The 26,998-nt window shown below is 39.0% G+C and carries 28 protein-coding genes; 23 read left to right on the top strand and 5 right to left on the bottom strand.

Annotated elements, in window-relative coordinates:
• The first annotated feature begins 51 nt into the window (after positions 1–51).
• The 17 genes from OE105_RS07590 to OE105_RS07510 all read left to right on the top strand — a co-directional run bounded on the left by OE105_RS07590 (position 52) and on the right by OE105_RS07510 (position 17,739).
• Positions 52–2,196 carry an HD family phosphohydrolase gene (locus OE105_RS07590; protein ID WP_275419606.1) on the top strand — a complete coding sequence of 715 codons (2,145 nt, stop codon included), beginning with the start codon at positions 52–54 and terminating at the stop codon, positions 2,194–2,196.
• Positions 2,193–2,663 (top strand): rRNA maturation RNase YbeY, encoded by a 471-nt coding sequence (gene ybeY, locus OE105_RS07585; protein WP_275419605.1) that lies wholly within the window; start codon positions 2,193–2,195, stop codon positions 2,661–2,663. The genes OE105_RS07590 and ybeY overlap by 4 nt, the downstream gene beginning before the upstream one ends.
• Before the next feature lie 11 nt (positions 2,664–2,674).
• Positions 2,675–3,025 (top strand): diacylglycerol kinase family protein, encoded by a 351-nt coding sequence (locus tag OE105_RS07580; protein WP_275419604.1) that lies wholly within the window; start codon positions 2,675–2,677, stop codon positions 3,023–3,025.
• An 85-nt stretch (positions 3,026–3,110) separates the two neighbouring features.
• Positions 3,111–3,512, top strand: coding sequence for a cytidine deaminase (locus OE105_RS07575; RefSeq protein ID WP_275419603.1), 402 nt, complete (start codon positions 3,111–3,113; stop codon positions 3,510–3,512).
• Positions 3,502–4,410, top strand: coding sequence for a GTPase Era (era, locus tag OE105_RS07570; protein ID WP_275419602.1), 909 nt, complete (start codon positions 3,502–3,504; stop codon positions 4,408–4,410). The genes OE105_RS07575 and era overlap by 11 nt, the downstream gene beginning before the upstream one ends.
• Before the next feature lie 121 nt (positions 4,411–4,531).
• Entirely contained in the window at positions 4,532–4,681 is a 150-nt protein-coding gene (locus OE105_RS07565) for a YqzL family protein (protein ID WP_275419601.1), read from the top strand.
• A gap of 25 nt (positions 4,682–4,706) precedes the next feature.
• Positions 4,707–5,450: a DNA repair protein RecO gene (gene recO, locus OE105_RS07560; RefSeq protein WP_275419600.1), complete on the top strand. Its 744-nt coding sequence runs from the start codon at positions 4,707–4,709 to the stop codon at positions 5,448–5,450.
• 397 nt (positions 5,451–5,847) lie between these two features.
• A complete protein-coding gene (gene glyQ, locus OE105_RS07555; RefSeq protein ID WP_275422132.1) occupies positions 5,848–6,744 on the top strand; it encodes a glycine--tRNA ligase subunit alpha in 897 nt (298 codons plus the stop codon).
• Positions 6,731–8,794 (top strand): glycine--tRNA ligase subunit beta, encoded by a 2,064-nt coding sequence (gene glyS, locus OE105_RS07550; RefSeq protein WP_275419599.1) that lies wholly within the window; start codon positions 6,731–6,733, stop codon positions 8,792–8,794. The genes glyQ and glyS overlap by 14 nt, the downstream gene beginning before the upstream one ends.
• A gap of 79 nt (positions 8,795–8,873) precedes the next feature.
• Entirely contained in the window at positions 8,874–9,467 is a 594-nt protein-coding gene (gene ccpN / locus OE105_RS07545; RefSeq protein WP_275419598.1) for a transcriptional regulator CcpN, read from the top strand.
• 20 nt (positions 9,468–9,487) lie between these two features.
• On the top strand, positions 9,488–10,297 hold the full coding sequence (locus OE105_RS07540) for a pyruvate, water dikinase regulatory protein (protein WP_275419597.1): 810 nt from the start codon (positions 9,488–9,490) through the stop codon (positions 10,295–10,297).
• A gap of 599 nt (positions 10,298–10,896) precedes the next feature.
• Positions 10,897–12,693, top strand: a complete 1,797-nt coding sequence (gene dnaG / locus OE105_RS07535) for a DNA primase (RefSeq protein WP_275419596.1) — start codon at positions 10,897–10,899, stop codon at positions 12,691–12,693.
• A gap of 21 nt (positions 12,694–12,714) precedes the next feature.
• Positions 12,715–13,848, top strand: a complete 1,134-nt coding sequence (gene rpoD / locus OE105_RS07530; protein ID WP_275419595.1) for an RNA polymerase sigma factor RpoD — start codon at positions 12,715–12,717, stop codon at positions 13,846–13,848.
• A 260-nt stretch (positions 13,849–14,108) separates the two neighbouring features.
• Positions 14,109–15,251 carry an acyl-CoA dehydrogenase gene (locus OE105_RS07525; RefSeq protein WP_275419594.1) on the top strand — a complete coding sequence of 381 codons (1,143 nt, stop codon included), beginning with the start codon at positions 14,109–14,111 and terminating at the stop codon, positions 15,249–15,251.
• Between the two features lie 142 nt (positions 15,252–15,393).
• A complete protein-coding gene (gene cccA, locus OE105_RS07520) occupies positions 15,394–15,753 on the top strand; it encodes a cytochrome c550 (RefSeq protein ID WP_275419593.1) in 360 nt (119 codons plus the stop codon).
• 167 nt (positions 15,754–15,920) lie between these two features.
• The gene (locus OE105_RS07515) at positions 15,921–16,634 is read left to right on the top strand and encodes a tRNA (adenine(22)-N(1))-methyltransferase (RefSeq protein WP_275419592.1); all 714 of its coding nucleotides are present in this window, start codon (positions 15,921–15,923) and stop codon (positions 16,632–16,634) included.
• Complete coding sequence (locus tag OE105_RS07510; RefSeq protein ID WP_275422131.1) at positions 16,621–17,739, top strand: Nif3-like dinuclear metal center hexameric protein; 1,119 nt, start codon at positions 16,621–16,623, stop codon at positions 17,737–17,739. The genes OE105_RS07515 and OE105_RS07510 overlap by 14 nt, the downstream gene beginning before the upstream one ends.
• A 254-nt stretch (positions 17,740–17,993) precedes the next feature.
• Here the strand turns inward: OE105_RS07510 and OE105_RS07505 are convergent, their stop codons facing one another.
• Together OE105_RS07505 and vrrA are read right to left on the bottom strand one after the other, a co-directional pair.
• Positions 17,994–18,947, bottom strand: coding sequence for a 4-hydroxy-3-methylbut-2-enyl diphosphate reductase (locus tag OE105_RS07505; protein ID WP_275419591.1), 954 nt, complete (start codon positions 18,945–18,947; stop codon positions 17,994–17,996).
• A 127-nt stretch (positions 18,948–19,074) separates the two neighbouring features.
• The gene (gene vrrA / locus OE105_RS07500) at positions 19,075–19,674 is read right to left on the bottom strand and encodes a VrrA/YqfQ family protein (RefSeq protein ID WP_275419590.1); all 600 of its coding nucleotides are present in this window, start codon (positions 19,672–19,674) and stop codon (positions 19,075–19,077) included.
• Between the two features lie 156 nt (positions 19,675–19,830).
• Here vrrA and OE105_RS07495 point away from each other — a divergent pair, with 156 nt between their 5' ends.
• Together OE105_RS07495 and OE105_RS07490 are read left to right on the top strand one after the other, a co-directional pair.
• Positions 19,831–21,132 carry a DEAD/DEAH box helicase gene (locus tag OE105_RS07495; RefSeq protein ID WP_275419589.1) on the top strand — a complete coding sequence of 434 codons (1,302 nt, stop codon included), beginning with the start codon at positions 19,831–19,833 and terminating at the stop codon, positions 21,130–21,132.
• Between the two features lie 62 nt (positions 21,133–21,194).
• Positions 21,195–22,091, top strand: coding sequence for a deoxyribonuclease IV (locus OE105_RS07490; RefSeq protein ID WP_275419588.1), 897 nt, complete (start codon positions 21,195–21,197; stop codon positions 22,089–22,091).
• A gap of 37 nt (positions 22,092–22,128) precedes the next feature.
• Here the strand turns inward: OE105_RS07490 and OE105_RS07485 are convergent, their stop codons facing one another.
• Positions 22,129–22,383, bottom strand: a complete 255-nt coding sequence (locus OE105_RS07485; RefSeq protein WP_275419587.1) for a DUF2624 domain-containing protein — start codon at positions 22,381–22,383, stop codon at positions 22,129–22,131.
• 165 nt (positions 22,384–22,548) lie between these two features.
• Between OE105_RS07485 and OE105_RS07480 the strand changes: the two genes are divergently transcribed.
• The 4 genes from OE105_RS07480 to OE105_RS07465 all read left to right on the top strand — a co-directional run bounded on the left by OE105_RS07480 (position 22,549) and on the right by OE105_RS07465 (position 25,187).
• A complete protein-coding gene (locus tag OE105_RS07480) occupies positions 22,549–23,328 on the top strand; it encodes a metal ABC transporter ATP-binding protein (RefSeq protein WP_275419586.1) in 780 nt (259 codons plus the stop codon).
• Positions 23,325–24,173: a metal ABC transporter permease gene (locus tag OE105_RS07475; RefSeq protein ID WP_275419585.1), complete on the top strand. Its 849-nt coding sequence runs from the start codon at positions 23,325–23,327 to the stop codon at positions 24,171–24,173. Before OE105_RS07480 ends, OE105_RS07475 begins: the two co-directional genes overlap by 4 nt.
• Entirely contained in the window at positions 24,173–24,592 is a 420-nt protein-coding gene (locus tag OE105_RS07470) for a Fur family transcriptional regulator (protein ID WP_420842503.1), read from the top strand. The genes OE105_RS07475 and OE105_RS07470 overlap by 1 nt, the downstream gene beginning before the upstream one ends.
• A gap of 271 nt (positions 24,593–24,863) precedes the next feature.
• The gene (locus OE105_RS07465; protein ID WP_275419583.1) at positions 24,864–25,187 is read left to right on the top strand and encodes a hypothetical protein; all 324 of its coding nucleotides are present in this window, start codon (positions 24,864–24,866) and stop codon (positions 25,185–25,187) included.
• Positions 25,188–25,248: 61 nt separating this feature from the next.
• Here OE105_RS07465 and ispG read toward each other — a convergent pair whose 3' ends face one another.
• Together ispG and OE105_RS07455 are read right to left on the bottom strand one after the other, a co-directional pair.
• On the bottom strand, positions 25,249–26,337 hold the full coding sequence (gene ispG, locus OE105_RS07460; protein ID WP_275422130.1) for a flavodoxin-dependent (E)-4-hydroxy-3-methylbut-2-enyl-diphosphate synthase: 1,089 nt from the start codon (positions 26,335–26,337) through the stop codon (positions 25,249–25,251).
• A gap of 164 nt (positions 26,338–26,501) precedes the next feature.
• Positions 26,502–26,822 (bottom strand): hypothetical protein, encoded by a 321-nt coding sequence (locus tag OE105_RS07455; RefSeq protein WP_275419582.1) that lies wholly within the window; start codon positions 26,820–26,822, stop codon positions 26,502–26,504.
• Positions 26,823–26,998 lie beyond the last annotated feature (176 nt).

The following is a 26,998-nucleotide window of genomic DNA, read 5'->3' as shown; positions in this document are numbered from 1 at the left end:
CCCTTTTCGTAACAGTTTAGATGACCAGAACAATAAGACAAGGTGGTCGGGATGAAAAAACGAAAAAAGTTATCTTCTATGATGAATCGATGGTTCAATAAAACAGTATCCAAATGGTTTCTTATGATTGTTACAGGTATCGTTTTATTTTTTTCGATGTACGGAAATGTCCTTCCAGAACAACTGGATATAAAGAAGTTTTCGATTGCACAAGAAACGATTCGAGCTCCATTTACGATCGAAGACAAGGAGATGACAGAAAAAAAACGGACTGAAGCAATCAATCAAGTCCAGCCTCAATACGTATTAAAACCGGAATATGCACAAAACCGGGTTGATTTAATCACATCCATATTCGATTCTACCATTGAGGTATTGGATGAAGTGAATGCTTTAAAGAAGGAGAATGAAGAGAGCGAAGAACCGTTTAAAGAACCATCGACATCGGAAAAGGTAAAAATGTTAAAGGAAAAACTGACCGATGAAGTGATTAATGACCTTTCTGAATCGACGCTAGAAGCCCTTGTAACGAGTTCGAAAAATAATTTGGAAATCGCAAGGGATGCTGCTGTCACAGCTGTCAATAATGTGATGACCGAACGGATTAGTGCTTCCCAAGTGGAAAATGCAAAAAAGCAAGCTGAAGAAGAAATTCGTTATATTTCTTTACCGAGCGATTTAAAGGAAGCGACGATCGAGCTCGGGAGATATGCGGTGATTCAAAATGAATTTTATTCGCCAGAAGCGACAGAACAATTACGTGAGCAAGCAGGGGAAAATATCCAACCCGTAACGATTTTGCAAGGACAAATTATCGTCGAAGAGGGACAACTGATCACTAATGAAGTGTATCGACAATTGGAATTGCTCGGTCTCGTCGATGCGAAGCAAACGATTTACCCTTCCATTGGTATCGCGATGATCGTTATTCTATTACTAGGTGTCGTTTTTTATCATCGGGGAAAAAATGATAAAGGGGATATAAAAGAATTATTTATTTTCAATTTCATCCTCATTATATCGATCCTGTTGATGAAAGGAATTAGTTTCCTTTCTTCTACACAGGTGGACTTGGCCTATTTATATCCTGCTGCAATGAGTACATTATTACTAAAAATATTAATTAACGATCGGTTAGCGATTATTAGTTTGATTGTTTCAGCTATTAGTGGAACGATTATTTTCAATGGACAAACGTCAGGTAGTTTTCATTTGTCAGTTGGAATTTATATTTTAATTAGCGGAATGGCAGGCATTATCTTTTTGACAAACCAAAACCAACGTTCTAAAATATTTCAAGCAGGATTGTTCGTCTCCCTTGTGAATGTGTTTATTATCGGTGCTGTGCTGTTCGTTTTAAATTCACAAATGAGCTATATGCAATACTTATTTTATGCATTAACGGGAATCGGTTCCGGCGTCGGTTCTGCCGTTTTATCCATCGGGTTATTACCCTTTTTTGAAGCAGGCTTTGGAATTTTATCGACGGTGAAGTTAATCGAGTTATCGAATCCGAATCATCCACTATTAAAGAAAATTTTGACGGAAGCGCCGGGAACGTATCATCATAGCGTGATGGTGGCGAATTTGGCTGACGCAGCATGCGAGGCGATCGGAGCAAACGGATTGTTGGCGAGGGTCGGTTCTTATTACCATGATATTGGGAAAACTCGAAGACCGAATTTCTTTATCGAAAACCAAGTGAACATCGATAATCCCCATGACCGGATCTCTCCCGATGTCAGTAAAGATATTATTGTTGCACATACGACGGACGGAGCAAAAATTTTGGAAAAGCACCATATGCCAAAGGAAATCATTGACATTGCCTTACAACATCACGGCACAAGTCTTCTACAATTTTTTTATCACAAGGCAAAGGAAATGGGAAAAGAGGTCCGAGAAGAAGATTACCGGTACCCTGGCCCGAAGCCACAAACGAAGGAAGCGGCGGTCATCAGCATCGCAGACAGTGTGGAGGCGGCCGTTCGATCCATGAAAAATCCAAGTATGGATGAGATTGAAAATTTAGTAAAGAAAATTATTAAAGATCGAATTAATGACAATCAATTTGATGAATGTGATATTACAATGAGGGAATTACAGACGGTGGAAAAAACGTTATGTGAATCGTTACATGGAATTTTCCACAATCGGATTAAATATCCAGAACTAGATGAAGGTGAAAAAGAATGAACGTATCGATTGATTTTACGGATGAAACGGGTTTGTTAGCGGAGGAACAGGTAAAGGAAATTATCCGTTTATTGGAATTTGCAGCACAGCAAGAAGGAATCGAACAGCAAGCTGAACTATCCTTAACCTTTGTTGATAACGAACGGATTACTGAAATAAACCGAGACTACCGGGGAAAAAACCAACCGACGGATGTCATTTCCTTCGCGTTGGAGGAAAGGGCGGAGGGAGAACTGGAGATCATTACTGAACAAATGCCACGGGTTCTTGGCGATATTATTATTTCCGTACCGAAGGCAGAGGAACAAGCGAAAGAATATGGTCATTCGTTTATGAGGGAACTCGGTTTTCTTTCCGTCCATGGTTTTTTACATTTACTCGGGTATAACCATGAAACAGAAGCTGAAGAAAAAGAAATGTTTACGAGACAAGAACTCATTTTACAAAAATATGGTTTAACAAGGTGAGGCCGTTTGCCATGAAAAAACTCATTCATTCCTTTCGATTTGCTATAAACGGCTTCTATTTAGCTTTTAAAAGGGAGCAAAATTTAAAAATCCATATTTTAGCCACGTTTATCGTTGTCTTTTTCGGTTTTTATTTTCGAATAAGTAGCATTGAGTGGACGATTTTGATTTTAACAATCGGTGGAATGATTTCCGCTGAGTTGATGAATACAGCCATCGAACGCACAGTTGATTTAGTAGAGGAAAAATTCCATCCGGTGGCGAAACAAGCGAAGGACATCGCAGCGAGTGCATGCCTCGTATACGCGATTGCTAGTGTCCTGATCGGTTGTATCATATTTTTACCGAAAATTGTCCTTTAAACTAATTAAAATGCTAAAATAGACGTTTGTAATCGTTAACATTTACTTTTTGTTATAGTAAAATAAAGAAAAGAAGGTGACGTACTTGAATTCGAAAAAATTAATTGAAGAAGCAAAATTCGCACGAAATCAAGCATATGTTCCATATTCGAAATTTCCCGTTGGTGCTGCCCTTTTAACGAAAGAGGGGAAAGTGTATCACGGATGCAATATTGAAAATGCCGCCTATAGTGTTACAAACTGTGCAGAAAGGACGGCGCTTTTTAAAGCTGTTTCGGAAGGGGATCGGGAATTTGTGGCGATTGCCGTTGTGGCGGATACGGACCGTCCAGTTTCTCCATGTGGGTCATGCAGGCAAGTGATGAGTGAACTTTGTCCACCGGATATGAAAGTCATTTTGACGAATTTAAAAGGTGATGTTTTGGAAACGACGGTTGAAAAATTGCTTCCAGGCGCCTTTCATTCGGGGGATTTACATGGAAAATAAACGATTTAAATCCGGGTTTATTACGATTATCGGAAGACCAAATGTAGGAAAATCGACTTTTCTGAATTATGTAATCGGTCAGAAAATCGCCATTATGAGCGATAAGGCTCAAACGACGAGAAACAAGATCCAAGGTGTGTTGACAGCGGATGATGCCCAAATGATTTTTATCGATACGCCGGGGATTCATAAGCCGAAACATCGTCTTGGCCAATTTATGATGAAGGTGGCTACCAATACATTAAATGAAGTAGACCTCGTCTTATTTATGGTCAATGCAGAAGAAAAGTTTGGAAAAGGCGAAGAATTTATCGTTGAAAAATTACAGGGTGTTAATACCCCTGTCTTTCTCGTAATTAATAAAATCGATTTAGTCCATCCGGATGAACTATTTTCTATTATTTCTAGCTATAAGGACGTGTATGATTTTGCCGAAATTATTCCGATTTCTGCCATTCAAGGAAATAATGTGGAAAATTTATTAGAGACGATTAAACGTTATTTGCCCGAAGGACCCCAATATTATCCGAGGGACCAAGTTACCGATCATCCGGAGCGGTTTATTATCGCCGAACTTATTCGGGAAAAGGTGTTGCATTTAACGCGTGAAGAAATTCCCCATTCAGTAGCCGTTTTAATTGAGAAAATTGAAAAGAAAGATGATCGTGGGATCGTTCATATTATGGCTGCAATCATCGTCGAACGAAACTCTCAAAAGGGGATCATCATCGGGAAACAAGGCCGAATGTTAAAGGAAATCGGAAAACGGTCGAGGGAAGATATTGAACGTCTTCTCGGTTCGAAAGTATACTTAGAGTTATGGGTAAAGGTTCAAAAGGATTGGCGAAATAAAGCGGGAATTTTAAAAGAATTTGGTTATAGAGAAGATGAATATTGATTAACAGGTAATATTTGGGCTGTTAAAATTTACGTTTCATCTTTTCACGCGGTTCGGAAAAAATAAAAAGCACAAACGAGGGTCAGCTGGCTGGTAAAAAAAAATAAAGGTGGGGTTTTCCATGCTTGATTTTACTTGGAAGGTATTTAGCCAAACAGGAAATATCGACACATACCTTCTTTATAAAGAAATAGAAAAGGAAATGGAAGATGCTCCAAACATAGAAAAAATCGAAATACCAGAACGAGATGAACCAATGACCCAAAGTTGATCGATAATACGGATGGTGAACTTCTTTGTTTCAAAAAATCGAAGGAATCGTTCTCCGTTCGATGGATTACGGGGAAGCGAATAAAATTATTACAATTTTTTCCCGTGAATTTGGAAAAATCGGAGCTGTGGCAAGGGGGGCAAAAAAACCAAAAAGTAGGCTAGCCCCCGTGTCACAGCCTTTTACATACGGTTATTTCCTCGTATCGATTTCATCCGGTCTCGGGACCATTCAACAGGGAGAGATTATCGAAAGCTTTCGAGGAATAAAGGAGGATATTTTTTTAACGGCCTATGCTTCGTATATTATCGAACTATTGGATAAAGGCACGGAAGAAAGGGAGAGAAACCCTTTTCTTTTTGAGCTCGTTTATGAGATTTTGAAGCACCTGGCCGAAGGTGAGGAACCTCAAGTTTTGAAAAATATTTTTGAAATAAAAATGCTTCCTGTACTTGGCTTTCGACCGATTGTCGATCAGTGTGCCGTCTGTGGCAATCGTGAAGGGCCTTTCGCCTTTTCCATTAAAGAGGGAGGCATTATTTGCGATAAATGTTTACATACGGATCCACACCATTTAAAAGTTTCCCAGCCGGTCGTCAAGTTGTTGCGATTATTTTATCATTTTGATATTAAACGATTAGGGAAAATTCGAGTGAAGGAATCGACAAAAGCCCAATTGGAATCTTGTATTTTCGGACTGTATGAAGAATATACCGGTTTGTATTTAAAGTCGAAAAAATTCATCGACCAATTGGAACGTTTAAAATAAGCATTCATATGCCAATGTAATCATATTTTTATGGATACTAACAGTATATGATAAGTTAAACGAATCTGAAAACTATTGGATACTAACCGATGATTAAGTATATAACCTTTACAATCTTGACAAAATAAGTTGGACTTGATATGATACCAAAAAAATGAACACATTGTCGCAAGGAAGGAAAGGAGTACTTAATCACCTCTATGAAAGCGAACCTGGGATGGTGGAAGCCAGGGCATAGAGAATTAAGGAAGGCGTTCCGGAGCGGCTTTTGAATGAAGTAGGCCTTTTGGGCAAATAGGGTGGAACCGCGGGAACAACTCTCGTCCCTATGCATCGACGCATACGGACGGGAGTTTTTTATATATTAAAATTACGGAGTTTTGGTGAGGTGGAAAAAGTGAATATACAAGAGATGATTTTAACCTTACAAAAGCATTGGTCAAATCAAGGCTGTTTACTTTTGCAAGCGTACGATGTAGAAAAAGGTGCGGGAACGATGAGCCCATATACCTTTTTACGTTCGATCGGTCCCGAACCGTGGAAAGTGGCATACGTTGAACCTTCGAGAAGACCAGCCGATGGTCGCTACGGAGAAAATCCAAATCGTTTATATCAACACCATCAATTTCAAGTCATTATGAAACCATCGCCAGACAATATTCAAGAAATTTACTTGGATTCGCTACGTGCATTAGGAATCGATCCTTTGGAACACGATATCCGATTTGTGGAAGATAATTGGGAAAATCCGTCCCTCGGCTGTGCTGGACTCGGATGGGAAGTGTGGTTAGATGGGATGGAGATTACCCAATTTACATATTTTCAACAAGTAGGTGGATTGGAATGCAAGCCCGTTTCCGTGGAGATTACATACGGAATTGAGCGGTTAGCGTCGTATATTCAAGATAAAGAAAATGTATTCGATTTAGAATGGACAGACGGTGTTACCTATCGGGATATTTTTGGTCAAACGGAATATGAACATTCCAAATACTCTTTTGAAACGTCCGATACGAATATGCTTTTCCAATTATTTAACGTTTTCGAAAGGGAAGCACAGCGTCAATTAGATGCAGGGCTCGTCCATCCTGCTTATGATTATGTATTGAAATGTTCCCATATCTTCAACTTGTTGGATGCAAAAGGAGCAATTTCCGTTACAGAGCGGACAGGTTTTATCTCCCGCGTTAGAAATTTAGCGAGAAGTGTGGCCAAGACGTATTATCGCGAAAGAGAAAGCTTAGGCTTCCCGATGCTTTTGAACGGAAAGGAGAAGGAACATGCAAACGAATGATTTTTTGTTAGAAATTGGATTGGAAGAAGTTCCAGCTCGATTTATTCATGATGCACAAAAACAGTTAGTTTCAAAAATTGAACAACTATTTCAAGATAAAGATCTTTCCTTTGGTCCTGTCCATTCCTTTTCGACCCCGAGGAGATTTGCCGTGCTCGTCGAAAATGTGGCTGCAAAACAGTTAGATATCGAAGAGGAAGTGAAAGGACCATCGAAAAAGGTTGCCCTAGATGAAGAGGGAAATTGGACAAAGGCTGCAATCGGCTTTACGAAAGGTCAAGGAAAAACAACCGAGGATATATATTTCAAAGAAGTGAAGGGAATCGAATATGTTTTTGTGAAGAAACATAAAAAGGGAGAAGAAACCGTTCGGATTTTACAAAATCTAGATGAAGTGATTACAAGTTTAACGTTTGCAAAAAATATGAAATGGGGAAATTTCGATCTTCGATATATTCGCCCGATTCGATGGCTCGTCGCCTTATATGGAAACAAAGTGATCGATTTGGAAATTACGAATATAAAAAGTGGAAGGACGACTTACGGACATCGATTTTTAGGTGGAAAGATTTTATTGAAAGATCCTCGGGAATATGAAGACCAATTGTTGTCCCAACATGTCATCGTCGATCAGCAAAAACGGAAAGAAGCGATTGTCACTCAATTGCAACAACTGGAAGAACAACATGATTGGGTCATCCCAATCGACGAAGATTTACTCGAAGAAGTGACGAACTTGGTCGAGTACCCGACGGTTTTGCACGGTTCTTTTGATGAGGAATTTTTGCAATTACCAAATCCTGTTTTGATTACGACGATGAAGGAACATCAACGATATTTTCCAGTCCAAAATACGGAAGGAAAACTGCTCCCTTATTTTGTTACGGTAAGAAATGGTGATCATCGCCATTTAGATACGGTCCGTCGGGGAAATGAAAAGGTGTTACGTGCACGCTTGAAGGATGCTGTTTTCTTCTATCAGGAAGACCAAAAACTATCCATTTCCAATTGTTTAGAAAAACTGAAACATGTTGTATATCATGATGATATTGGAACGTATTCGGAAAAATTATCTAGGGTTCGAAAACTATCCGAATATATTTCCTCGGAAATGAAACAATCTGAAGAAACGAAACAGAACATATTACGAACAGCGGAAATTTGTAAATTTGATTTGGTCACTCAAATGGTAGGAGAGTTTCCGGAATTGCAAGGAATCATGGGTGAAGTGTATGCACAAATCCATGGAGAAAACAAAGATGTTGCAAAGGCGATTCGAGAGCATTATTTACCGAAACATGCAGATGATGAATTGCCGGAAAGTGAAATTGGAATCGTAGTTAGCATAGCGGATAAAATCGACACAATTGTATCTTTGTTTGCCGTCGGTCTGATTCCAACCGGTTCCCAAGACCCGTACGGATTAAGAAGGCAAGCAGCTGGAGTCGTTCGGATTTTAGCTGAGCATAATTGGCAACTGTCCTTTGAGGGGTTATTGAATGAAAGCATTGCTTTAACTGGACCATTCCAAAAGCAGAGTAAAGAGGAAATTTTCTCGGATTTACAAGAATTTTTCCGATTACGATTCAAGCATTTATTAGATGAAAAGGGAATTCGGTACGATATTACCGATGCCGTTTTGTCTTCTCCTGTTATGACCGTCCGTTCGTTAATCGAAAGGGCAGAACTTCTTCAAGAAATGAAGGACGAACCAACCTTTAAAACGGATATGGAAGCTTTAAGTCGAGTAATTCATATTGCAGAAAAATGCGAAGTGGAAGTTTCTATTCAACCGGAATTGTTTGAAAATGAAACGGAACATAACTTGTATGAACAATATGTAAAATTGATGGATCATTTGAATCGTACGGATAGTAAAGGGTACTATCGATTATTAATTGGGTTAAAAGATTCGATCAATGACTTTTTCGATCGGACGATGGTTATGGTTGAAAATGAACAAATTCGAAACAACCGGCTTTCCCTTTTAAAACAACTGTCTAATGTGATATTGTCATTTGCCCATTTTCAACATATATCGGTAAAATAATGGTAGAGAAAAATGTCTTTCCAGCTCATTGGCAAGGTGGTGAAGGAAAATCGAGCTAAACAAACGTCAAGAACAAATATTGAAGATCGTCAAGGAAAATGGCCCGATTACAGGTGAACATATTGCAGAAAAATTAAATTTAACGAGGGCTACATTACGTCCAGATCTAGCCATTTTAACGATGGCTGGATTTTTGGATGCAAGACCGAGGGTTGGTTATTTCTATACAGGAAAAAATACGCTCCAGTTATTAACTGAAAATATTAAAAAAATTAAAGTAAAAGAATTTCAATCGATGCCCGTCGTTGTCAAAGAAAACGCATCTGTTTACGACGCAATCGTTACGATGTTTTTGGAAGATGTGGGAACGTTGTTTGTCGTAAATGAACAAACGTTATTAGTTGGCGTGCTATCAAGAAAAGACTTATTAAGGGCTAGCATGGGAAAACAAGATTTAACGAGCATACCCGTCAATATTATTATGACCCGAATGCCAAATATTACGATGTGTAGGAAAGACGATTTACTCATTGATGTTGCGGAAAAATTGATTGAAAAGCAGATTGATGCGGTTCCAGTAGTAAAGGAAAAAAATGGCGGGTTTGAAGTCATTGGAAGAGTAACAAAGACGAACATTACGAAAGCGTTCGTTTCATTGTTTAACAGAGAATAAGTAAGGAGCTGGTGCCGACAATGGTCAAACCACCTATTTATTTAGTTTCCGATTCGGTTGGAGAGACAGTGGAATTGGTAACCAAAGCTGCGCTAAGCCAATTTAACGGATCGGGGATTCGATTTCATCGCGTCCCGTATGTGGAAGATACGACGACGATCGATGAGGTCATTTCGTTAGCGAAAATGAACAATGGTATGATTGTATTTACCCTCGTTAAACCGGAAATACGAAAATATTTAAATCATCGGGCTGAAGAGGAAGGGATTTTCGCCTTCGATGTTATGGGTCCCCTGCTCGATCGATTCCAACAATTATCTGGCATCGAACCGAAGTATGAGCCTGGACTCGTTCGAAAATTGGATGAAGACTATTTTAAAAAAATCGAAGCGATTGAATTTGCCGTGAAGTATGATGACGGTAAGGACCCGAACGGAATTTTAAAGGCTGATATCGTTTTAATTGGCGTATCTAGAACTTCAAAAACGCCTCTTTCCCAATTTCTAGCGTTAAAACGATACAAAGTTGCAAATGTGCCCATCGTTCCGGAAGTAGAACCTCCCGAGCAATTATTAAAAATTGATCCGAAAAGATGTTTCGGTTTAAAAATTCAATCGGAAAAACTGATTCAAATTCGTAAAGAACGACTTATCGCTTTAGGATTGAAGGATACTGCGACTTATGCAAATATCAAACGGGTTAAAGAGGAATTGGACTATTTCGAAGAAGTTGTAAACAAGATCGGATGCAACTGTATCGATGTTACGAATAAAGCGGTCGAAGAAACAGCCAATGTGATTATTGAAAAAATGATTAAGTCAAACTTATGATAATGAGTATCAATTTTTTAAACAGGAAAAGGTAGGAGGACAAAGTTTTCTGAAATTGCCGAATGCCATCAAATAAAAAACTCTGTTCAACGAATAGTGCGAAATGGGCCATTATGATTTTGGCCCTTGTTTTCATGGAAAGGAAATGGTCGCCCGAAAAAGAGAAATGATGAAAATAGGATTCTTTTTTAGGATGGCTACCATACGGATTCTTCCCTTGTTTTCATATGATTATAATTAACTGAAGAAATCGGAAAAAATGATACGAATCCAATGAAAAACAGTGGAAAAAGTGAAAGAGATGTATTATAATGAAAAATTGTACGAAAAATAACGATTGTAGGTTTAGACTAACGATATAAAGAATAAAATTATTAGTGTGGTAGGAGGATTTGGTGGAGGTTCCACTCATACGTAAGAGTGAAGAAGAAAGATTGGACACATTTCTTAATTCTTTTAAAAAAAATGTCCAATTGAGAAGGAAAATGTTGAGTGATGTAGAATTAATAAATGTACAGTTGTTCATCAGTCCATTCTAAGGTAAGAATCGAAGAAATGTTCAAATGAAGATCGATTATCGTAGGAAGGGAGTTGTTCTCATGGTAGAACGGATCCCTGAAGAAAAGATTGAAGAGATTCGCCATTCAGTGGACATTGTGGATGTCGTGAGTGAATATGTTCAGTTAAAAAAGCAGGGGAGAAATTATTTCGGTTTATGTCCGTTTCACGATGAAAAAACACCTTCATTTTCCGTTTCTCCAGAAAAACAAATTTTTCATTGTTTCGGTTGTGGAGCAGGAGGGAATGTTTTTTCATTTTTAATGGATCTTGAAGGACTTTCCTTTCAAGAGGCGGCTTTGAAATTAGCCGAAAAAGCTAATGTCGAGCTCAATCTTTCTAGCGTCCCTTCGAACCAACATAAGGTGAAACAACATGACTTGATGATTGAAGTGCATGAGCTTCTTAGAAAATTTTACCATCATCTTCTCGTAAATACAAAGGAAGGACAAGAGGCTCTTGATTATTTGTACAGTCGGGGATTTACCGATGATACGATAGACGAATTTCAACTAGGTTATGCTCCGAATGGTTGGGACACGAGTTTGAAATTTTTAACGGGAAGGGGTTATGAGCAAACATTATTAGAACAACTCGGATTAATTATCAGACGGGATAATGGGACTTATTTCGATCGGTTCCGAGAGCGTATTATGTTTCCCATCCATGATCAAAAAGGCAGTACGATTGCTTTTTCTGGAAGGATTTTTAAAGATGGTGAACCGAAATATTTAAATAGTCCAGAGTCTGTGTTATTTCAAAAAAATAAATTATTGTATAACTTCCATCGAGCGAGACCGTCGATTAGAAAAAAACAATTTGCCGTTTTATTTGAAGGTTTTGCCGATTGTATTTCCGCCTATCATGCCGGAGTAACAAACGGTGTGGCAACGATGGGAACAGCCTTGACCGATTATCATATTCAATTGTTAAAGCGAAATGTAGAACGAATCGTCTTATGTTTCGATTCCGATGAGGCGGGAAAAGAAGCTGTATTAAGGGCGGGTGAAATGCTTCAAAGGGCCGGACTTACGGTGGAAGTTGCACTCGTTCCGGACGGAAAAGACCCGGATGAATATATTCAAAAACACGGTTCAGATCAATTTATTCATGAAGTCATCGAAGCTAGACAGACCTTTATGGCCTTCAAAATGGAAAAATTTCGTAGTGGAAAAAATTTAGAATCGGAAGGAGAAAGGCTGTCTTATATCGAAAAGATAATAACAGAGATCAGTCAGCTACAAAGTCCAATTGAAAAGGAAATATATTTAAGGAGGCTAGCTGACGAATTTTCCCTTTCCTTAGAGGCTTTAAAACAACAGGAAAGGCAAATTTCCTACCGATTGAAAAGAGGAATGTCCGCCCGCCGGGAAAAAAATTTGAATCGGTTTATACAAAAACAGGATAAAAAGTTGATGCCTGCATATTATAACGCCGAACGTATATTAATTGCCCATATGTTAAAAAGCGTACAAATAACCGCGCTCATTCAGGAAAAGATGAAGGGATACACCTTTCATGAGGATGATCATCAAGCGATTATTACTTATTTATATGCATACTATGAATCTGGGCAAGAACCGGATTTAAGTCATTTCTTATCCTTTATAAAGGATCCACATTTGAGAAAAGTGGTCGCTGAAATTGGGATGATGCAAATTCAAGATGAATTGACGGACCAGGAATTGACCGATTATTTAAACCATGTGTTGAAATATCAAAAATTGTTAAAAATAAAGGAAAAAGAAGCAGAAGGAAAGCGGGCTGAACAAGAAAAAGATTATAAAAAAGCTGCTGAAATCGCACAGGAAATTGTGCAATTACGAAAAACGCTTTAATGGTTGGAAGGAGGGGAACCAATGGCTGAAAAGTCAGCACGTTCCAAAGAAGTTGAACCTGAATTAACGATTGATCATGCGAAAGAACAATTGTTTGAATTAGGTAAAAAAAGAGGTAGTCTTTCATATGATACCATTGCGGAAAAAATGGCCCAATTTGAACTCGATGCGGTGCATATGGATGAATTGTACGAACAATTGTCCGATCAAGGCATCCAATTGACGGAGGAAAATGAAGATCAAGATACCGACGAAGATCCTGGGATCGATGATTTAGAAAAAGAAGAGGAATTCGACCTCAATGATTTAAGTGTTCCACCGGGTATCAAAATTAACGACCCTGTTCGCATGTATTTAAAAGAAATTGGGCGAGTCGATTTGTTGACCCCTGAAGAGGAAATCGAATTAGCCGAGCGAATCGCTAATGGCGATGAAGATGCAAAGCGTCGATTAGCTGAAGCGAACCTTCGTCTTGTCGTTAGCATCGCGAAACGCTATGTCGGTAGAGGAATGTTGTTTTTAGACTTAATTCAAGAAGGAAATATGGGGCTTTTGAAAGCCGTTGAAAAATTTGACCATAAAAAGGGATTTAAATTTAGTACGTATGCCACATGGTGGATTCGTCAGGCGATTACACGTGCGATAGCCGATCAGGCACGAACGATTCGTATACCGGTTCATATGGTTGAAACGATCAATAAACTCGTCCGCGTTCAAAGACAATTGTTGCAAGACTTAGGTAGGGAGCCAACGCCGGAAGAAATTGCAGAAGAGATGGACCTACCGGCGGAAAAAGTACGGGAAATTTTAAAAATTGCCCAAGAACCAGTATCCCTGGAAACCCCTATCGGAGAAGAGGACGATTCCCATCTTGGAGATTTTATCGAAGACCAAGATGCCACGTCTCCTTCAGATCACGCTGCATACGAAATGTTAAAAGAACAATTGGAAGATGTGTTGGATACACTTACCGATCGGGAAGAAAATGTTCTTCGCCTCCGGTTCGGCTTGGATGATGGACGGACCCGAACATTGGAAGAAGTCGGAAAAGTATTTGGTGTTACCCGTGAACGGATCCGTCAAATTGAAGCAAAGGCGTTACGTAAATTAAGACATCCGAGCCGAAGCAAGCGATTAAAGGATTTTCTAGAATAAAATATGTTTTTTACGGTTTGTCATTTCGACAAGCCTTTTTTTATTTTCAAATATCTTTTCATCTATTTTAAAAAAAGAAAAGGGATTTTGCAAATGATATTCGCAAAATTTTTTAAAAATTACCGAAATTGATTACGCTTACATTAAAGACGGGATCAATGAATTGGCAACTTAACAGAATATTTCTATTTTATATTTTTTTAAAAACATTTATAATAAAATGGAATCGGTTTCAAATTACGGGAAAAGGGGGAACGGATGTGGATTTCGATTTAACGACGGAACAACGAATCATTAAAAAAACGATCAAGGATTTTGCTGAAGAGGAAGTGGCAAAGGGCGCGTTAGAAAGGGATCGGACGAAAAAGTTTCCGATTGAAATTTTCCGAAAATTAGCAGATCTCGGCATGATGGGCTTGCCTTTTCCAGAAGAGTATGGGGGAGGTGGCGCTGATACGATTAGTTTTGCCATCGTCGTTGAAGAATTAAGTAAAGCATGTGCCTCTACAGGTATTACGTATAGTGCCCATATTTCATTAGGTGGAGCCCCGATTAATCAATTCGGAACGGAAGAACAAAAAAGAAAATATTTAGTCCCATTATGTACGGGTGAATCTTTAGGAGCTTTCGGATTAACAGAGCCAAATGCCGGATCTGATGCTGGCGGTACGGAGACGAAAGCGATAGAAGATGGGGATGATTTTGTTATAAACGGGGAAAAGAGTTTTATTACAAACGGTAGCTATGCAAAATTTATCCCTTTGACGGCGGTAACGAATCGAAAGGATGGGAAAAAGGAAATTAGTGCGATTATCGTACCAACAGATGCAGAAGGTTTTCACGTGAAAGATCATTATGAAAAAATGGGTCTTCATGCTTCCAATACGACGGAACTTGTATTAGAAAATGTCCGAGTACCGAAGGAGAATCTTCTCGGAAAACGAGGGGAAGGTTTAAAACAATTTTTACAAACATTAGATGGTGGTCGAATTGGAATAGGAGCCATGGCTGTTGGTATCGCCCAAGCCGCCTACGAAAAATCCCTCCGTTATGCTAAGGAACGAAGACAGTTCGGTCGGTCACTTACTCATTTCCAAGCAATTCAATTTAAATTAGCGGACATGGCTATGAAAATTGAACTGGCAAGGAATATGGTTTATAAAGCCGCATGGTTTAAGGACAAAGGAAAACCGTTTACGAAAGAGGCTTCAATGTGTAAATTATTCGCTACCGAGATGTGTTCAGAAGTAACGAGTCAAGCGGTGCAAATTCACGGTGGTAACGGCTATATGAAAGATTTTCATGTTGAACGATATATGCGTGATGCGAAACTTCTGGAGATTGGTGAAGGAACATCTGAAATCCAGCGTATGGTGATTGCTCGAGAAATCGGTGCACGATGAAATGAATGATGAGCGAACAAATTGTGTCGAATTTGTGAAATTCCCTATTTACACTGTGGAAACCCTTTTCATACTTGATCGTTTTTTAGTAAAATAAGAATAGTTTGTATAAATTTATGAGGGAGCAAAGGGGAGAAAATCAATGAAAAAAAATGCAATTTATCCTTATTTAATCATTATGGCATTTGGTATTGGACTAGTCTTTGCCCTTTCATTTATCGGTCTGTATGAAGGGGAGGGTCAGGCTGACGGTGGCGATTCTACGGATGGGCAAGGGGTAGTCGCACAAACACCAGAAGAAATATACACGAATACTTGTATTGCTTGCCACGGTCAAAATTATGAAGGTGCTTCTGGACCAGCATTAATCAATGTTGGCGATCGGTTAAGTCGAGATGAAATTAAAGATGTCCTCGTTAACGGTCGTGGCATTATGCCTGGTGGAACTGTACCAGAAGAGCAATTGGATGAAATGGTCGATTGGTTAATGAATTTGAAATAAGGAATTAGAAAAAAATCTGGCCAACTTTGGTCAGGTTTTTTATTTCATCGAGAAGTCAATCCCTGTCCACAAAAAGGATTTCGTGATTGGAAAAGGTTCACATCTTATGATAAATGCGGTACCATTAGTGCAGGAGAAATTCGTGTGAGAAAGTTTGGTGATAACTCATGATAGAAATATCGGAAAGATTAAAAACGATTGCCCTACTCATTCCGAAAAATAGCATTCTGGCAGATATCGGTTCTGATCATGCCTATTTACCCATTTACGCCCTTTCAAAAGGAATCATCCGTTACGCAATTAGCGGAGAAGTTGCAGAAGGCCCCTATCAATCGGCCTTGTCGAATGTAAATCGGTACGGTTTACAAGAAAAAATTTCTGTTCGAAAAGGGGATGGGTTAACCGTTATCCAACCGGAAGATCATGTAAATTGTGTCGTAATCGCTGGAATGGGCGGGGGATTAATTGAAAACATATTAAAATCAGGTCGAAAACATTTAGACGGGGTTCAAAGGCTTATACTACAGCCGAATATTCATGCTTATATCGTTCGAAAATGGTTATTTGAAAATTATTGGCGAATAACCGATGAAAAAATAATGGAAGAAGATGGGCATATTTATGAACTACTTATTGCGGAAAAGGGAAATTGGGATCTTCCCGAGGAAGGTCGGGAAAAACAATTATTTTTCGGTCCCTTCCTTTTAAAAGAGCATTCACCCATTTTTCAAAAAAAATGGGAGAGGGAAAAAAACGAATGGATAAATATTTTGAATAACTTACAACATGCGAAAACGGCGGATGGAATCGAACAAAAAAGGCGAAAACTTGCTACTTATTTACAATGGTATGAGGAGGTTTTTGATGGTGAAAACAGTTAATGGACACGAAATCATTCAACTTTTTGAACAATTTTCTCCAAAACGTTTAGCAATGGAAGGGGATAAAATTGGCCTTCAAATCGGTCGGTTGAATCGAAGGGTAAAAAATGTTTTAGTCGCTTTGGATGTTACGGAAGAGGTGGCGAAAGAAGCGTTGGAAAAAGATGTACAGCTGATTATAGCCCATCATCCACCCATTTATCGTCCGTTGGCAAATATCCGGACTGATACCCCTCAAGGTCGAATGATTGAAATATTAATGAAACATGAGATTGCTGTATACGCTGCCCATACGAATTTGGATGTGGCAACCGGTGGATTAAATGATTGGCTTGCCGACGCGCTACAATTGACAGATCGGGAAGTGCTCGTTCCTACGGGAGAAATTCCGCTGAAAAAATTAGTCGTTTTTGCCCCTGTGGAAGATGCGGATCGAATTCGAACCGCCATTGGGAACGCAGGAGCAGGAGCCATCGGAAACTACCGTCATTGTTCCTTTACTGTGGAAGGAACAGGACGTTTTCAGCCTGGAGAAGATGCGAACCCATATATCGGATCGGTTGGGAAATTAGAAGCCGTCCGGGAAGCTCGTATTGAAGCTATTTTTCCCGAAAATATTGAAAAAGCACTGATCAAAGCAATGCTTCAAGCCCATCCATATGAAGAACCCGCCTATGATGTATATCCGTTAGCCCTCGAGGGGGAGGTATACGGATTGGGGCGGATTGGTTATTTACCTGAAGAAATGACGCTGAGGGAGTTTGCCCGATTCGTGAAAAACGTCCTCGATGCAAAAGGTGTTCGGGTAATTGGAAATTTGGAAGAAAAGGTTAAGAAGGTTGCTGTTTTAGGTGGAGATGGAAATAAATATTATTCTTGGGCATTAAGGAAAGGTGCCGATGTGTATGTGACAGGGGATATGTACTACCATACGGCAATCGATGCGAAAAATGAAGGATTAAATATCGTTGATCCTGGCCACCATGTTGAACAAATTATGAAGAAGAAAGTAACTGAAAAGATGGCTTCCATTTGTAAAGAACAAGGATTTGATGTGAACTTTATTCCTTCTTCTGTACGAACGGACCCTTTTGAATTTTTATAATGTAAACGAGAGTGTCCCAATAGTAGCTGGGACACTCATTCTTTGTTTGAAAATACAAGATTTTCTAAAATATTGTTGTTTTGGGTCATACACGTATCGCAAAAGACAGACGCTTTTTTGTGGACACGGCCTAGCCTTTTCGACGCGAAGGCTCGTCTGTGGGGTATTCGGCTCGTGCTGTTCCCGCCAGTTGCTGCAACCTTCCCTTTCATCAACTTACGGGCTTATTGGACAGCCCCGTTTTATATGTGAAACTATTTCCGTTGATGCATTTTTTTCACCTTTGGTAAAATCTTTTCTAATGGAACTTTTTTCTCCCGAATCCAAGTGGAAGGATTATTCACATCGAAGTTTTCTAAGAATTTGATTACTTCCCTAGTAATCGGAGTAGGGGTCGAGGCACCAGCTGTGACCGCTACTTTTTTTGCATCCTTGATCCACTCGATTTCGATTTCGGTTACATCTGCAACCCGATATGCCTTTGTACCGGCCACTTGTTCTGATACTTGGGCAAGCCGATTGGAGTTATTACTTTTCGGATCACCGACAACGATTAAAACGTCCGCATCTTTGGCCTGTTGTGCCACCGCTTCTTGTCTTACTTGAGTAGCGAGACAGATTTCATTATGTTTTTCAGCTTGGGGGAATTTTTTCAAGCAATAATCCATCACTTCTTTTACATCCCATTGGCTCATTGTCGTTTGATTCGTCACGATAATACGATCATTTTCGATCGTTAATTTGTCCACATCTTCCAATGTTTCAACGAGGTGGACGGCATGGGGGGCTACTCCGATGGCCCCTTCAGGCTCTGGATGTCCTTTTTTGCCTATATAGATCACATCGTACCCTTGTTTCGTCTTTTCTTTAATCAATACATGGGTTTTCGTCACATCGGGACAGGTGGCATCGATGGTAACCAATCCCTTTTCCTTTGCCAATTGACGCACTTCAGGGGAAACGCCGTGGGCAGTAAAGATTACCGTACCCTGTTCCACCTTATTTAGAATATCCTTTCGATTTTTACCGTCAAGGGTAATGATTCCTTCTTTCTCAAAGGCATCGGTTACATGTTTGTTGTGAACGATCATACCGAGAATGTAGATTGGCCTTGGTAACGTTTTATCTAAAGCGGCGTTGCGGGCGATGACCATTGCATCCACAACTCCGTAACAATAACCTCGTGGAGAAATTTTAATAACTTCCATCCTAGTCCTCCTATTTTGAATTGTATTTCTCCACTTATTATATCGGAGTTCTAAACATAATACAAAGGGCGAAAATGGAACTGGATTATATCGTTCTTCATATTGTAGAAAACATGTTTATTGATTGCTAAATATATAATTTCGGCACCGATGGTTTCGGCTCATCCTTCTTTCTTTTTTTTGTCTTTCGGTATCCATTTCCTTCATCCATGTTTTCCCTTTCGTCAAAGGGATTTTTCTTCCGTTCCATGCTTTTTCCTCTATTCATTTTATTTGAAGTTTCTATGTTTTCTTCCAATGATTGATCGGTTGGCTCGTCTACATTTTCATCTTTTCCTTCAGATTTTACCCCTTTATATAATTTCCAGAGGGTGGGTAAATTTCGAATTAACGGTCCGTACTGTTGAATCATGGGACCGATTTGTTGAGCGGTATTTAATACTTGCTGAGTTTGGCCTAAAAAACGAGATATGCGGTCTAAATTCCAAATATTTTGACCCGTCGATGCCGTTTGTGTTGGGATCATACGATTCATTTGAAAGGGATCCATAGGATTATTCAAGGCATTGGGTCGATTGAATGAAAATAAATTTCGAAACCGTCCACCTCTACCGACCGATCCGGATGGCAGATTCGATCTTTGAAACATGAAAGGGCTTGGATATTGATTAGGTGGGGGATAGGAAGGATAAAATGGATTCGGTCGCTTTTGAAAAACAGGTTGCATACTCGATCACCTCCTACATACGTGTCTCTAGGTATCATATGCACCGGAAAAAAAATCGTTATGTATGATGAAACAATTGGAGTTCTTTCCTTTGTTTTTGTATAATACTATACTAGACAATTGGGATGGAAATTAGAGATAAGGGAGATATCTTATATGAAGAAAAATCCATTTGAAAAATTTCAATTAAAATCCTATCTATTGGATGCCCTTGAAAGAAAAGAATTTGTACGACCAACTGAAGTACAAGAAAGGGTAATTCCAAAGGTTTTGGCTGGGAAAAGCGTCATCGGCCAATCCCAAACGGGGACCGGTAAAACCCATGCTTTTTTACTTCCTATACTTTCAAAAATAGATGAATCGGTTCAAGAAGTTCAAGGAGTAATTACCGCTCCAACTCGCGAATTGGCGAGGCAAATTTATCTGATGGCTCGAGAATTGGTAGAATACGACGGAACATCGAAAGTTTCCATCCGGTTATTCGTCGGTGGAACGGATAAAAATCGGTATATCGAAGGATTGAAAAAACAACCCCAACTAGTAATCGGTACCCCTGGTCGAATCATTGATTTAGTAAAAGAAGAAGCTTTATCTATACATACGGCCCGTTACCTCGTCGTCGATGAAGCCGATTTAATGCTTGATCTTGGATTTTTAGATATGGTTGACCAAATTGCAGTGAGGATGCCTAAGGATTTACAAATGCTTGTCTTTTCTGCAACGATTCCGAAACATTTGGAACCATTTTTGAAAAAATATATGGAACAACCGGAATATGTTCAAGTAGACCCAAAAACAAAGACACCGAAAAAAATCCACCATTCTTTGTTACCCCTCCGTCATCGGGACAAAACAGAACTGCTATTCCAGTTACTTAAGGTATATAATCCTTTTTTGGCTATCGTTTTTGCCAATACGAAAAAGATGGTAGATGAATTGGCAGATGAATTGGCTATAAAGGGGTTGAAAGTAGGGGTTATACATGGGGATTTAACCCCACGGGAACGAAAGAAAATGATGAATCAAATTCATGATTTGAAATACCAGTATATTATTGCGACGGATTTAGCTGCCAGAGGCATTGATATTGATGGGGTGAGTCACGTAATCCATTATGAACTTCCTTCAGATCTTCAATTTTATATTCATCGTTCCGGTCGGACAGGACGGGGACAGTATGAGGGTATTTCTACGGTGCTTTTTGAAACGAAGGATGAACAAAAAATAACAAAATTAGAAAAAATGGGGATTTATTTCGATACAATCGATATAAACGATGGAGAAATCGTTCACATTCAACATCGAAATAAACGGAGTAAACGAACAAAGCCGACGGAAAAAACGAATACGAAGGGGATAAAACCTCCAAAAAAAGTAAAACCAGGCTACAAAAAGAAATTAAGGGAACAGATGGAGAAATTAAACCGGAAACAGAAACGGAAAGGAAAATTGAATTGATTGCCTTAACTAATAAACTCTTGTTATCCTTAAGGAAGGAAAGATAGAAAGAGGGGAAACATATGTTAAAAATCGGATCACACGTGTCGATGGCAGGTCCGAAAATGCTACTAGCTGCCAGTGAAGAAGCGGTATCTTACGGTGCAAACACATTTATGATTTACACGGGAGCACCGCAAAATACTCGAAGGAAAAAAATTGAGGATTTAAATATCGAAGCAGGTCTTCTCCATATGAAAGAAAACGGGATTGAAGAAATTGTCGTCCACGCCCCATATATTATTAATATTGGCAATACGACAAATCCCCGTACCTTTGCCTTAGGTGTCGATTTTTTGCAGAAGGAAATCGAGCGGACGGAAGCCATCGGTGCGAAACAAATTGTCCTTCATCCTGGTGCCCATGTCGGTGCAGGTGAACAGGTGGGATTGAAGAAAATTATCGAAGGGCTCAATGAAGTCCTTTCGAGAGATACAAAAGTACAAATCTCTTTAGAAACGATGGCGGGAAAAGGTTCTGAATTAGGAAAAACCTTTGAAGAACTGGCGATGATTATTGAAGGAGTTACCTATAATGAACGGTTATCCGTCTGTTTTGATACTTGCCATACCCATGATGCGGGATACAATGTAAAAGAAGATTTCGATGGTGTTTTAAATGAATTTGATAAAATCATCGGAATTGAACGAATAAACGTTTTGCATATAAATGATAGCAAAAATCCGATGGGTTCAAGAAAAGACCGACATGAAAATATCGGTTTCGGGTATATCGGTTTTTCGGCTTTAAACAAAATTGTTCATCATCCCCAATTGGAACATATTCCAAAAATTTTGGAAACACCCTATGTAGGAACGGACAAAAAAAATAAAAAGCCACCGTATAAATATGAAATTGCCATGTTGAAAAGTGAAACTTTCGACGAACAAATATTAGAAAAAATTATGGAATCTGAGTAAAGCAATGATAGGGTATCGAGACGAACAGATACCCTCTTTATTTTGTCAATTGAATAAATAATTGGTTGACTTTTTTGGCGGTTTTCGGATCCGTGATGCGGGCAATTTCCTTGATCACCATCGTTCGATCACGGTCGTCAAATATATCGATATTTCCTTTCCGTAAAAATCGGGCAATTTTTTCCGCTTGATCTTCTGTCACGTAAATATCGAATTGTCTTCCATATTTTAATAATTCCTTTCCGGTAATACCACTGATTTTCATATTGATAATATTTTCTAAAAATTTCATTTTATCCCCTCCACCTACAATATATGATGTTTGAATTAAATCGTTCCGAATGACGAAAAGAAAAAGGGTGTTCTCGCTTTACAAAGGGATTTTTTTTATGTATATTTATTACTGTAAATCGGAATCATTCTAATTAACAAAATTGATTTGAAGGAAGAGGTTTAGATGGATGACAGAAAACCAATCGTTATAGTGAAGGATTTAAATTATCGATATGATCGTGATTGGGTATTAAAAAATATACAATTAACGGTTAATAAAGGAGATTTTTTAGCGATCGTCGGTCCAAATGGTTCGGGGAAATCGACCTTGTTAAAATTAATCCTCGGTTTATTGAAAATTCAACAGGGGGAAATTTTACTGTTCGGTGAACCGTTGGAGAGATTTCGCCATTGGGAAAAAGTGGGTTTTGTTTCCCAAAAGGCGAACGCATTTAATAAAGCTTTCCCCGCTACCGTATTTGAAGTGGTTAGAAGTGGATTAACGAAAAGAAATGGACTGTTTAAACCATATCCGAAAACCACCGTTAAAAAAGTAATCGAAGCGTTAAAGGCGGTGCAAATGGAAGAGTTTTTATATCGAAATATCGGTGAACTATCCGGAGGTCAACAACAACGGGTGTTTATCGCTCGAGCTTTAATTGGAGACCCAGAACTGCTCATTTTAGATGAACCGACTGTAGGAATCGATACGAAAAGGGTAAGTGCATTTTACGAATTGATGCAAAAATTAAATCGGGAAAAGGGAATTACATTGATCATTGTCACCCATGATACTGGCATCATCTCGAAAAAGGTTAGTCATGTAGCATGTTTGAATAAACATTTATATTTCCATGGGAATTCGTCAGAATTTGAACAATTTGATCAAAAAGAATTATCGTCGTTTTACGGCCATGAGGTAAAGATTTTGACCCATGACCATCAAGAGGGGGGAATGGAATGATCGAAAGCCTCATGAAATACGAATTTTTGCAAAATGCCTTTATCACAGGGTTATTGATCGGATTGATTGCACCGATTTTAGGGGTGTTTATCGTCGTTCGTAAGCAAGCATTGATCGCCGATGCCCTTAGTCATATCACATTAGGTGGGATTGCTTTCAGTTTATTACTTGGGAAGTTTTGGTCGTCCTTTTCTACATTGAATCCTGTATACGGTGGAATGGTGTTTTCCGTTACCGGGTCGTTATTAATCGAAAAACTTCGATCAGTATATAAGCATTATGAAGAATTAGCGATACCAATTATTATGTCTTTCGGAATCGGCCTCAGCGTCATCTTTATATCAATGGCCGATGGTTTTACGACCGATTTATTCGGCTATTTATTCGGAAGTGTAAGTGCCGTCAGTCGTGTCGATTTATTGATCGTACTTGGAATTAGTATGATGGTGATCGTAACGATCTTTTTTCTTTACAAAGGGTTGTTTCTTCTTTCCTTTGATGAAGAGCATGGGCGTACGATGGGATTGCCATCGAAGACGATCAATTTCATTTTCATCGTCACCGTTGCCCTTGTGATCGCCATTTCCATGCGTATCGTTGGCATATTGCTCGTGTCATCATTAATGACTTTGCCGGTCGCATCGAGCATTCGTATCGCCAAAAGTTTCAAACAGATGATTTTTTTGTCCGTATTATTTGGAGAAATTGCCGTCATCGGTGGACTAATTTCCGCCTATTATTTGGATTTGGCTCCCGGGGGAACGATCGTAGTCATTGCCGCCTTCATTTTATTACTTGTAATATTGTATAAAAATGTCCAATATAAATTTCAATCTGGGAGGTAATGAAATTGGATATGAAGGAAGCAGTTCAGTTGTTGAAGGATCAAGGATATAAATATACTGGAAAGCGGATTGACATGTTGGAGTTTTTGAAAAACTCCGACCGATATGTAACGGCAAAGGAAATTTTGGAAGACTTGAAAAGTGATTATCCAAATATTAGCTTTGATACGATTTACAGGAATTTATCGCTTTTTACAGATCTTGGAATTTTAGAGATGACCGAGCTTTCTGGTGAAAAGCATTTCCGTTTTCGTTGTTCGATTCATCATCACCATCATCATTTTATTTGTTTGTCTTGCGGGAAAACGAAGGAAATTCATACGTGTCCGATGGATGAGGTTCAGAAGGAATTGGACGGGTATCTTATTTCCGACCATAAATTTGAAATTTATGGATATTGTAAAAATTGTACCCATTAACATTGATTATTATTTATACGATTATGTAATTGAAGTTCAGTCCAATGGTTGACTAAGTTTATCGCTGTAAAAAACGGGAATTCCAATTTGTTCAATTGAAAAACCATACGGCAGTACACACTCAGTCCAATTGGAAAAATTGAATGAATAGATTTTTTCGTATATCATTAATAGAAATTCATTTTCGTTTAAACAATCAAAAATTGGTTGGTTGGATCCCTCTTGTGTGGCAAATACTAAAGATGCTCCCAGATGAAAGAGAGGGATTTACTTGATGTATAATGAAGAGAGGGAAAGGTTCCAATCCGAGCATTTTGCGGATCATCTTGAAGAAGAAATCGGTAAGGAATACATTACAACTGATGCAATTGATGTATACGAGGAAAAAGGTCAATCGACAGCTTGGTCATCGAGTCGAGGATTGGGTTATATCGCCCTTCTTTTTTCCCTTCTGTCCTTATTTACTGCTCCTGTGCTATTTGGAACGGGAGGAATCATCTTCGGGGTTATGGCAAGAAATCGTGGAGTAGCCGGTCTTGCAACAACAGCGATTGTAATCGGTGCGCTATCGATAATCGGCAATATTTTTTTCTAACCCATTAACGTAACAATTAGGGAATATTTAAAGTGAAAGGCCCCATAAAACGGGGCCTCTTTCAATTTTCGTTGGTTTCTTTTTGTAAATACTCTTCAGCCAATAAATCGATTTCCTTTTTCAATTCATCGACCATAATTTCCTCTGGTACTTTTCGGACGATTTTTCCCTTGCGAAATAGTAGTCCTTCTCCCCGAGCGCCGGCAATACCGATATCTGCTTCCCTCGCCTCTCCTGGACCATTTACTGCACATCCAAGTACAGCAACTTTAATGGGCGCTTTAATCGATTGGATATATTCTTCCACTTCATTGGCAATTTTAATTAAATCGATTTCGATTCGCCCGCATGTCGGACATGAGATGAGCGTTGCGGCGTTGGAGGCCAAACCGAATGATTTTAACAATTCTCGAGCAACTTTCACCTCTTCCACCGGATCTGCACTTAAAGAAATACGGAGGGTATTTCCGATTCCTTTGCTTAAAATCGCACCTAATCCGGCTGCGCTTTTAACAGTACCGGCAAAAAGAGTTCCAGATTCGGTAATCCCTAAATGAAGAGGATAGTCGAATGCCATTGCCGCTTTTTCATAGGCTTCGATGGCAAGGGGGACATTCGATGCCTTTAATGATACGATAATATCATGGAAATCTAGATCTTCTAAAATTTTTATATGATGTAGAGCACTTTCAACCATTCCGTCTGCAGTTGGATAACCATATTTTTCTAAAATCCGTTTTTCCAAAGAACCGGCATTGACACCGATCCGAATCGGAATGCCACCCTTTTTTGCTCGATTGACGACGGCCTCTACTTTTTCCCGGCGTCCGATATTTCCCGGGTTGATTCGAATTTTATCGATACCACCGTCCATCGCCAATAATGCAAGGCGGTAATCGAAATGGATATCTGCCACAAGGGGAATATGGATTCGCTTTTTAATATCAGGAATGGCTTTTGCAGCCCGTTCGTCCGGTACCGCTACCCTTACGATTTGGCAACCGGCTTCTTCTAATCTGTGAATTTGTTCCACGGTCGCTTCAACATCGTCGGTTTTCGTTGTAGTCATACTTTGTATATAAAGTTGGTTACTTCCACCAATGGTTAAATTTCCGACACGGACGGGCCGTGTATTTGTACGATGAGTAATTTCACCCAATACATTTCTCTCCCTTTACAGTGGATTCCAATACATTTCTTATCTATTTTATCAATGATTGAATGGGAATATCAAGGGAAATGGAAATCCATTCTGCTATGAGAAGGGAAATGGAAATTTAACTTGACCTAAAAAAATAGAGAAAACTGGAGTAGTTAATCGGAATCTGGTAAGTCATAAATGGGGAATTTATAAAAATTGCCAGGCTTAATTTCTTCAGGTGTTAAACCATCGTTTAAACGAGTAAAATCGTGTACAATTTGATCTAATGGTACGTTTGGAAAACCCCCTTGCCTTTCCATAATCGATAAAACCGTATCGCCACGTCTTACCATCATTTCTTTAAAGGGGATTGTTTCTGCCTCTACCCCGATCTGTTCCTTTGCGATGTTTGAAGGTAAAGTCCCGAATTTTAAATCGGCGTACAATGCCACGATACATAAAAGAAAGAAAAATACACCCGCTAATCGTTTCATTCCATTTCCTCCTTCAAATCCTGCTTTTCCCTTTTCATTCTATTCTATTTTTGGATCTATCTTTTTATGAGAAGAAAATGAAAGAATGGATTGAATCGAAAGTAACAACGTATCCCTTTTGTAATATATTTGTAATAAAAATGTAATAATAAACGAGATTGTAAAGTCAGTGTAAA

This window comes from Fervidibacillus halotolerans, from assembly GCF_026547205.1.
GTDB lineage: Bacteria > Bacillota > Bacilli > Bacillales > Caldibacillaceae > Fervidibacillus > Fervidibacillus halotolerans.
Note: the sequence above shows the minus strand (reverse complement) of the source record. Positions and strands in the feature narration are given on the sequence as shown.

Excerpts from the sequence above, each read along its gene's own strand:
- OE105_RS07590 (WP_275419606.1), top strand. The coding sequence starts at position 52 with ATGAAAAAACGAAAAAAGTTATCTTCTATGATGAATCGATGGTTCAAT.
- ybeY (WP_275419605.1), top strand. The coding sequence starts at position 2,193 with ATGAACGTATCGATTGATTTTACGGATGAAACGGGTTTGTTAGCGGAG.
- OE105_RS07580 (WP_275419604.1), top strand. The coding sequence starts at position 2,675 with ATGAAAAAACTCATTCATTCCTTTCGATTTGCTATAAACGGCTTCTAT.
- era (WP_275419602.1), top strand. The coding sequence starts at position 3,502 with ATGGAAAATAAACGATTTAAATCCGGGTTTATTACGATTATCGGAAGA.
- OE105_RS07565 (WP_275419601.1), top strand. The coding sequence starts at position 4,532 with ATGCTTGATTTTACTTGGAAGGTATTTAGCCAAACAGGAAATATCGAC.
- glyS (WP_275419599.1), top strand. The coding sequence starts at position 6,731 with ATGCAAACGAATGATTTTTTGTTAGAAATTGGATTGGAAGAAGTTCCA.
- OE105_RS07540 (WP_275419597.1), top strand. The coding sequence starts at position 9,488 with ATGGTCAAACCACCTATTTATTTAGTTTCCGATTCGGTTGGAGAGACA.
- dnaG (WP_275419596.1), top strand. The coding sequence starts at position 10,897 with ATGGTAGAACGGATCCCTGAAGAAAAGATTGAAGAGATTCGCCATTCA.
- rpoD (WP_275419595.1), top strand. The coding sequence starts at position 12,715 with ATGGCTGAAAAGTCAGCACGTTCCAAAGAAGTTGAACCTGAATTAACG.
- cccA (WP_275419593.1), top strand. The coding sequence starts at position 15,394 with ATGAAAAAAAATGCAATTTATCCTTATTTAATCATTATGGCATTTGGT.
- OE105_RS07515 (WP_275419592.1), top strand. The coding sequence starts at position 15,921 with ATGATAGAAATATCGGAAAGATTAAAAACGATTGCCCTACTCATTCCG.
- OE105_RS07505 (WP_275419591.1), bottom strand. The coding sequence starts at position 18,947 with ATGGAAGTTATTAAAATTTCTCCACGAGGTTATTGTTACGGAGTTGTG.
- vrrA (WP_275419590.1), bottom strand. The coding sequence starts at position 19,674 with ATGCAACCTGTTTTTCAAAAGCGACCGAATCCATTTTATCCTTCCTAT.
- OE105_RS07495 (WP_275419589.1), top strand. The coding sequence starts at position 19,831 with ATGAAGAAAAATCCATTTGAAAAATTTCAATTAAAATCCTATCTATTG.
- OE105_RS07490 (WP_275419588.1), top strand. The coding sequence starts at position 21,195 with ATGTTAAAAATCGGATCACACGTGTCGATGGCAGGTCCGAAAATGCTA.
- OE105_RS07485 (WP_275419587.1), bottom strand. The coding sequence starts at position 22,383 with ATGAAATTTTTAGAAAATATTATCAATATGAAAATCAGTGGTATTACC.
- OE105_RS07480 (WP_275419586.1), top strand. The coding sequence starts at position 22,549 with ATGGATGACAGAAAACCAATCGTTATAGTGAAGGATTTAAATTATCGA.
- OE105_RS07475 (WP_275419585.1), top strand. The coding sequence starts at position 23,325 with ATGATCGAAAGCCTCATGAAATACGAATTTTTGCAAAATGCCTTTATC.
- OE105_RS07470 (WP_420842503.1), top strand. The coding sequence starts at position 24,173 with ATGAAATTGGATATGAAGGAAGCAGTTCAGTTGTTGAAGGATCAAGGA.
- OE105_RS07455 (WP_275419582.1), bottom strand. The coding sequence starts at position 26,822 with ATGAAACGATTAGCGGGTGTATTTTTCTTTCTTTTATGTATCGTGGCA.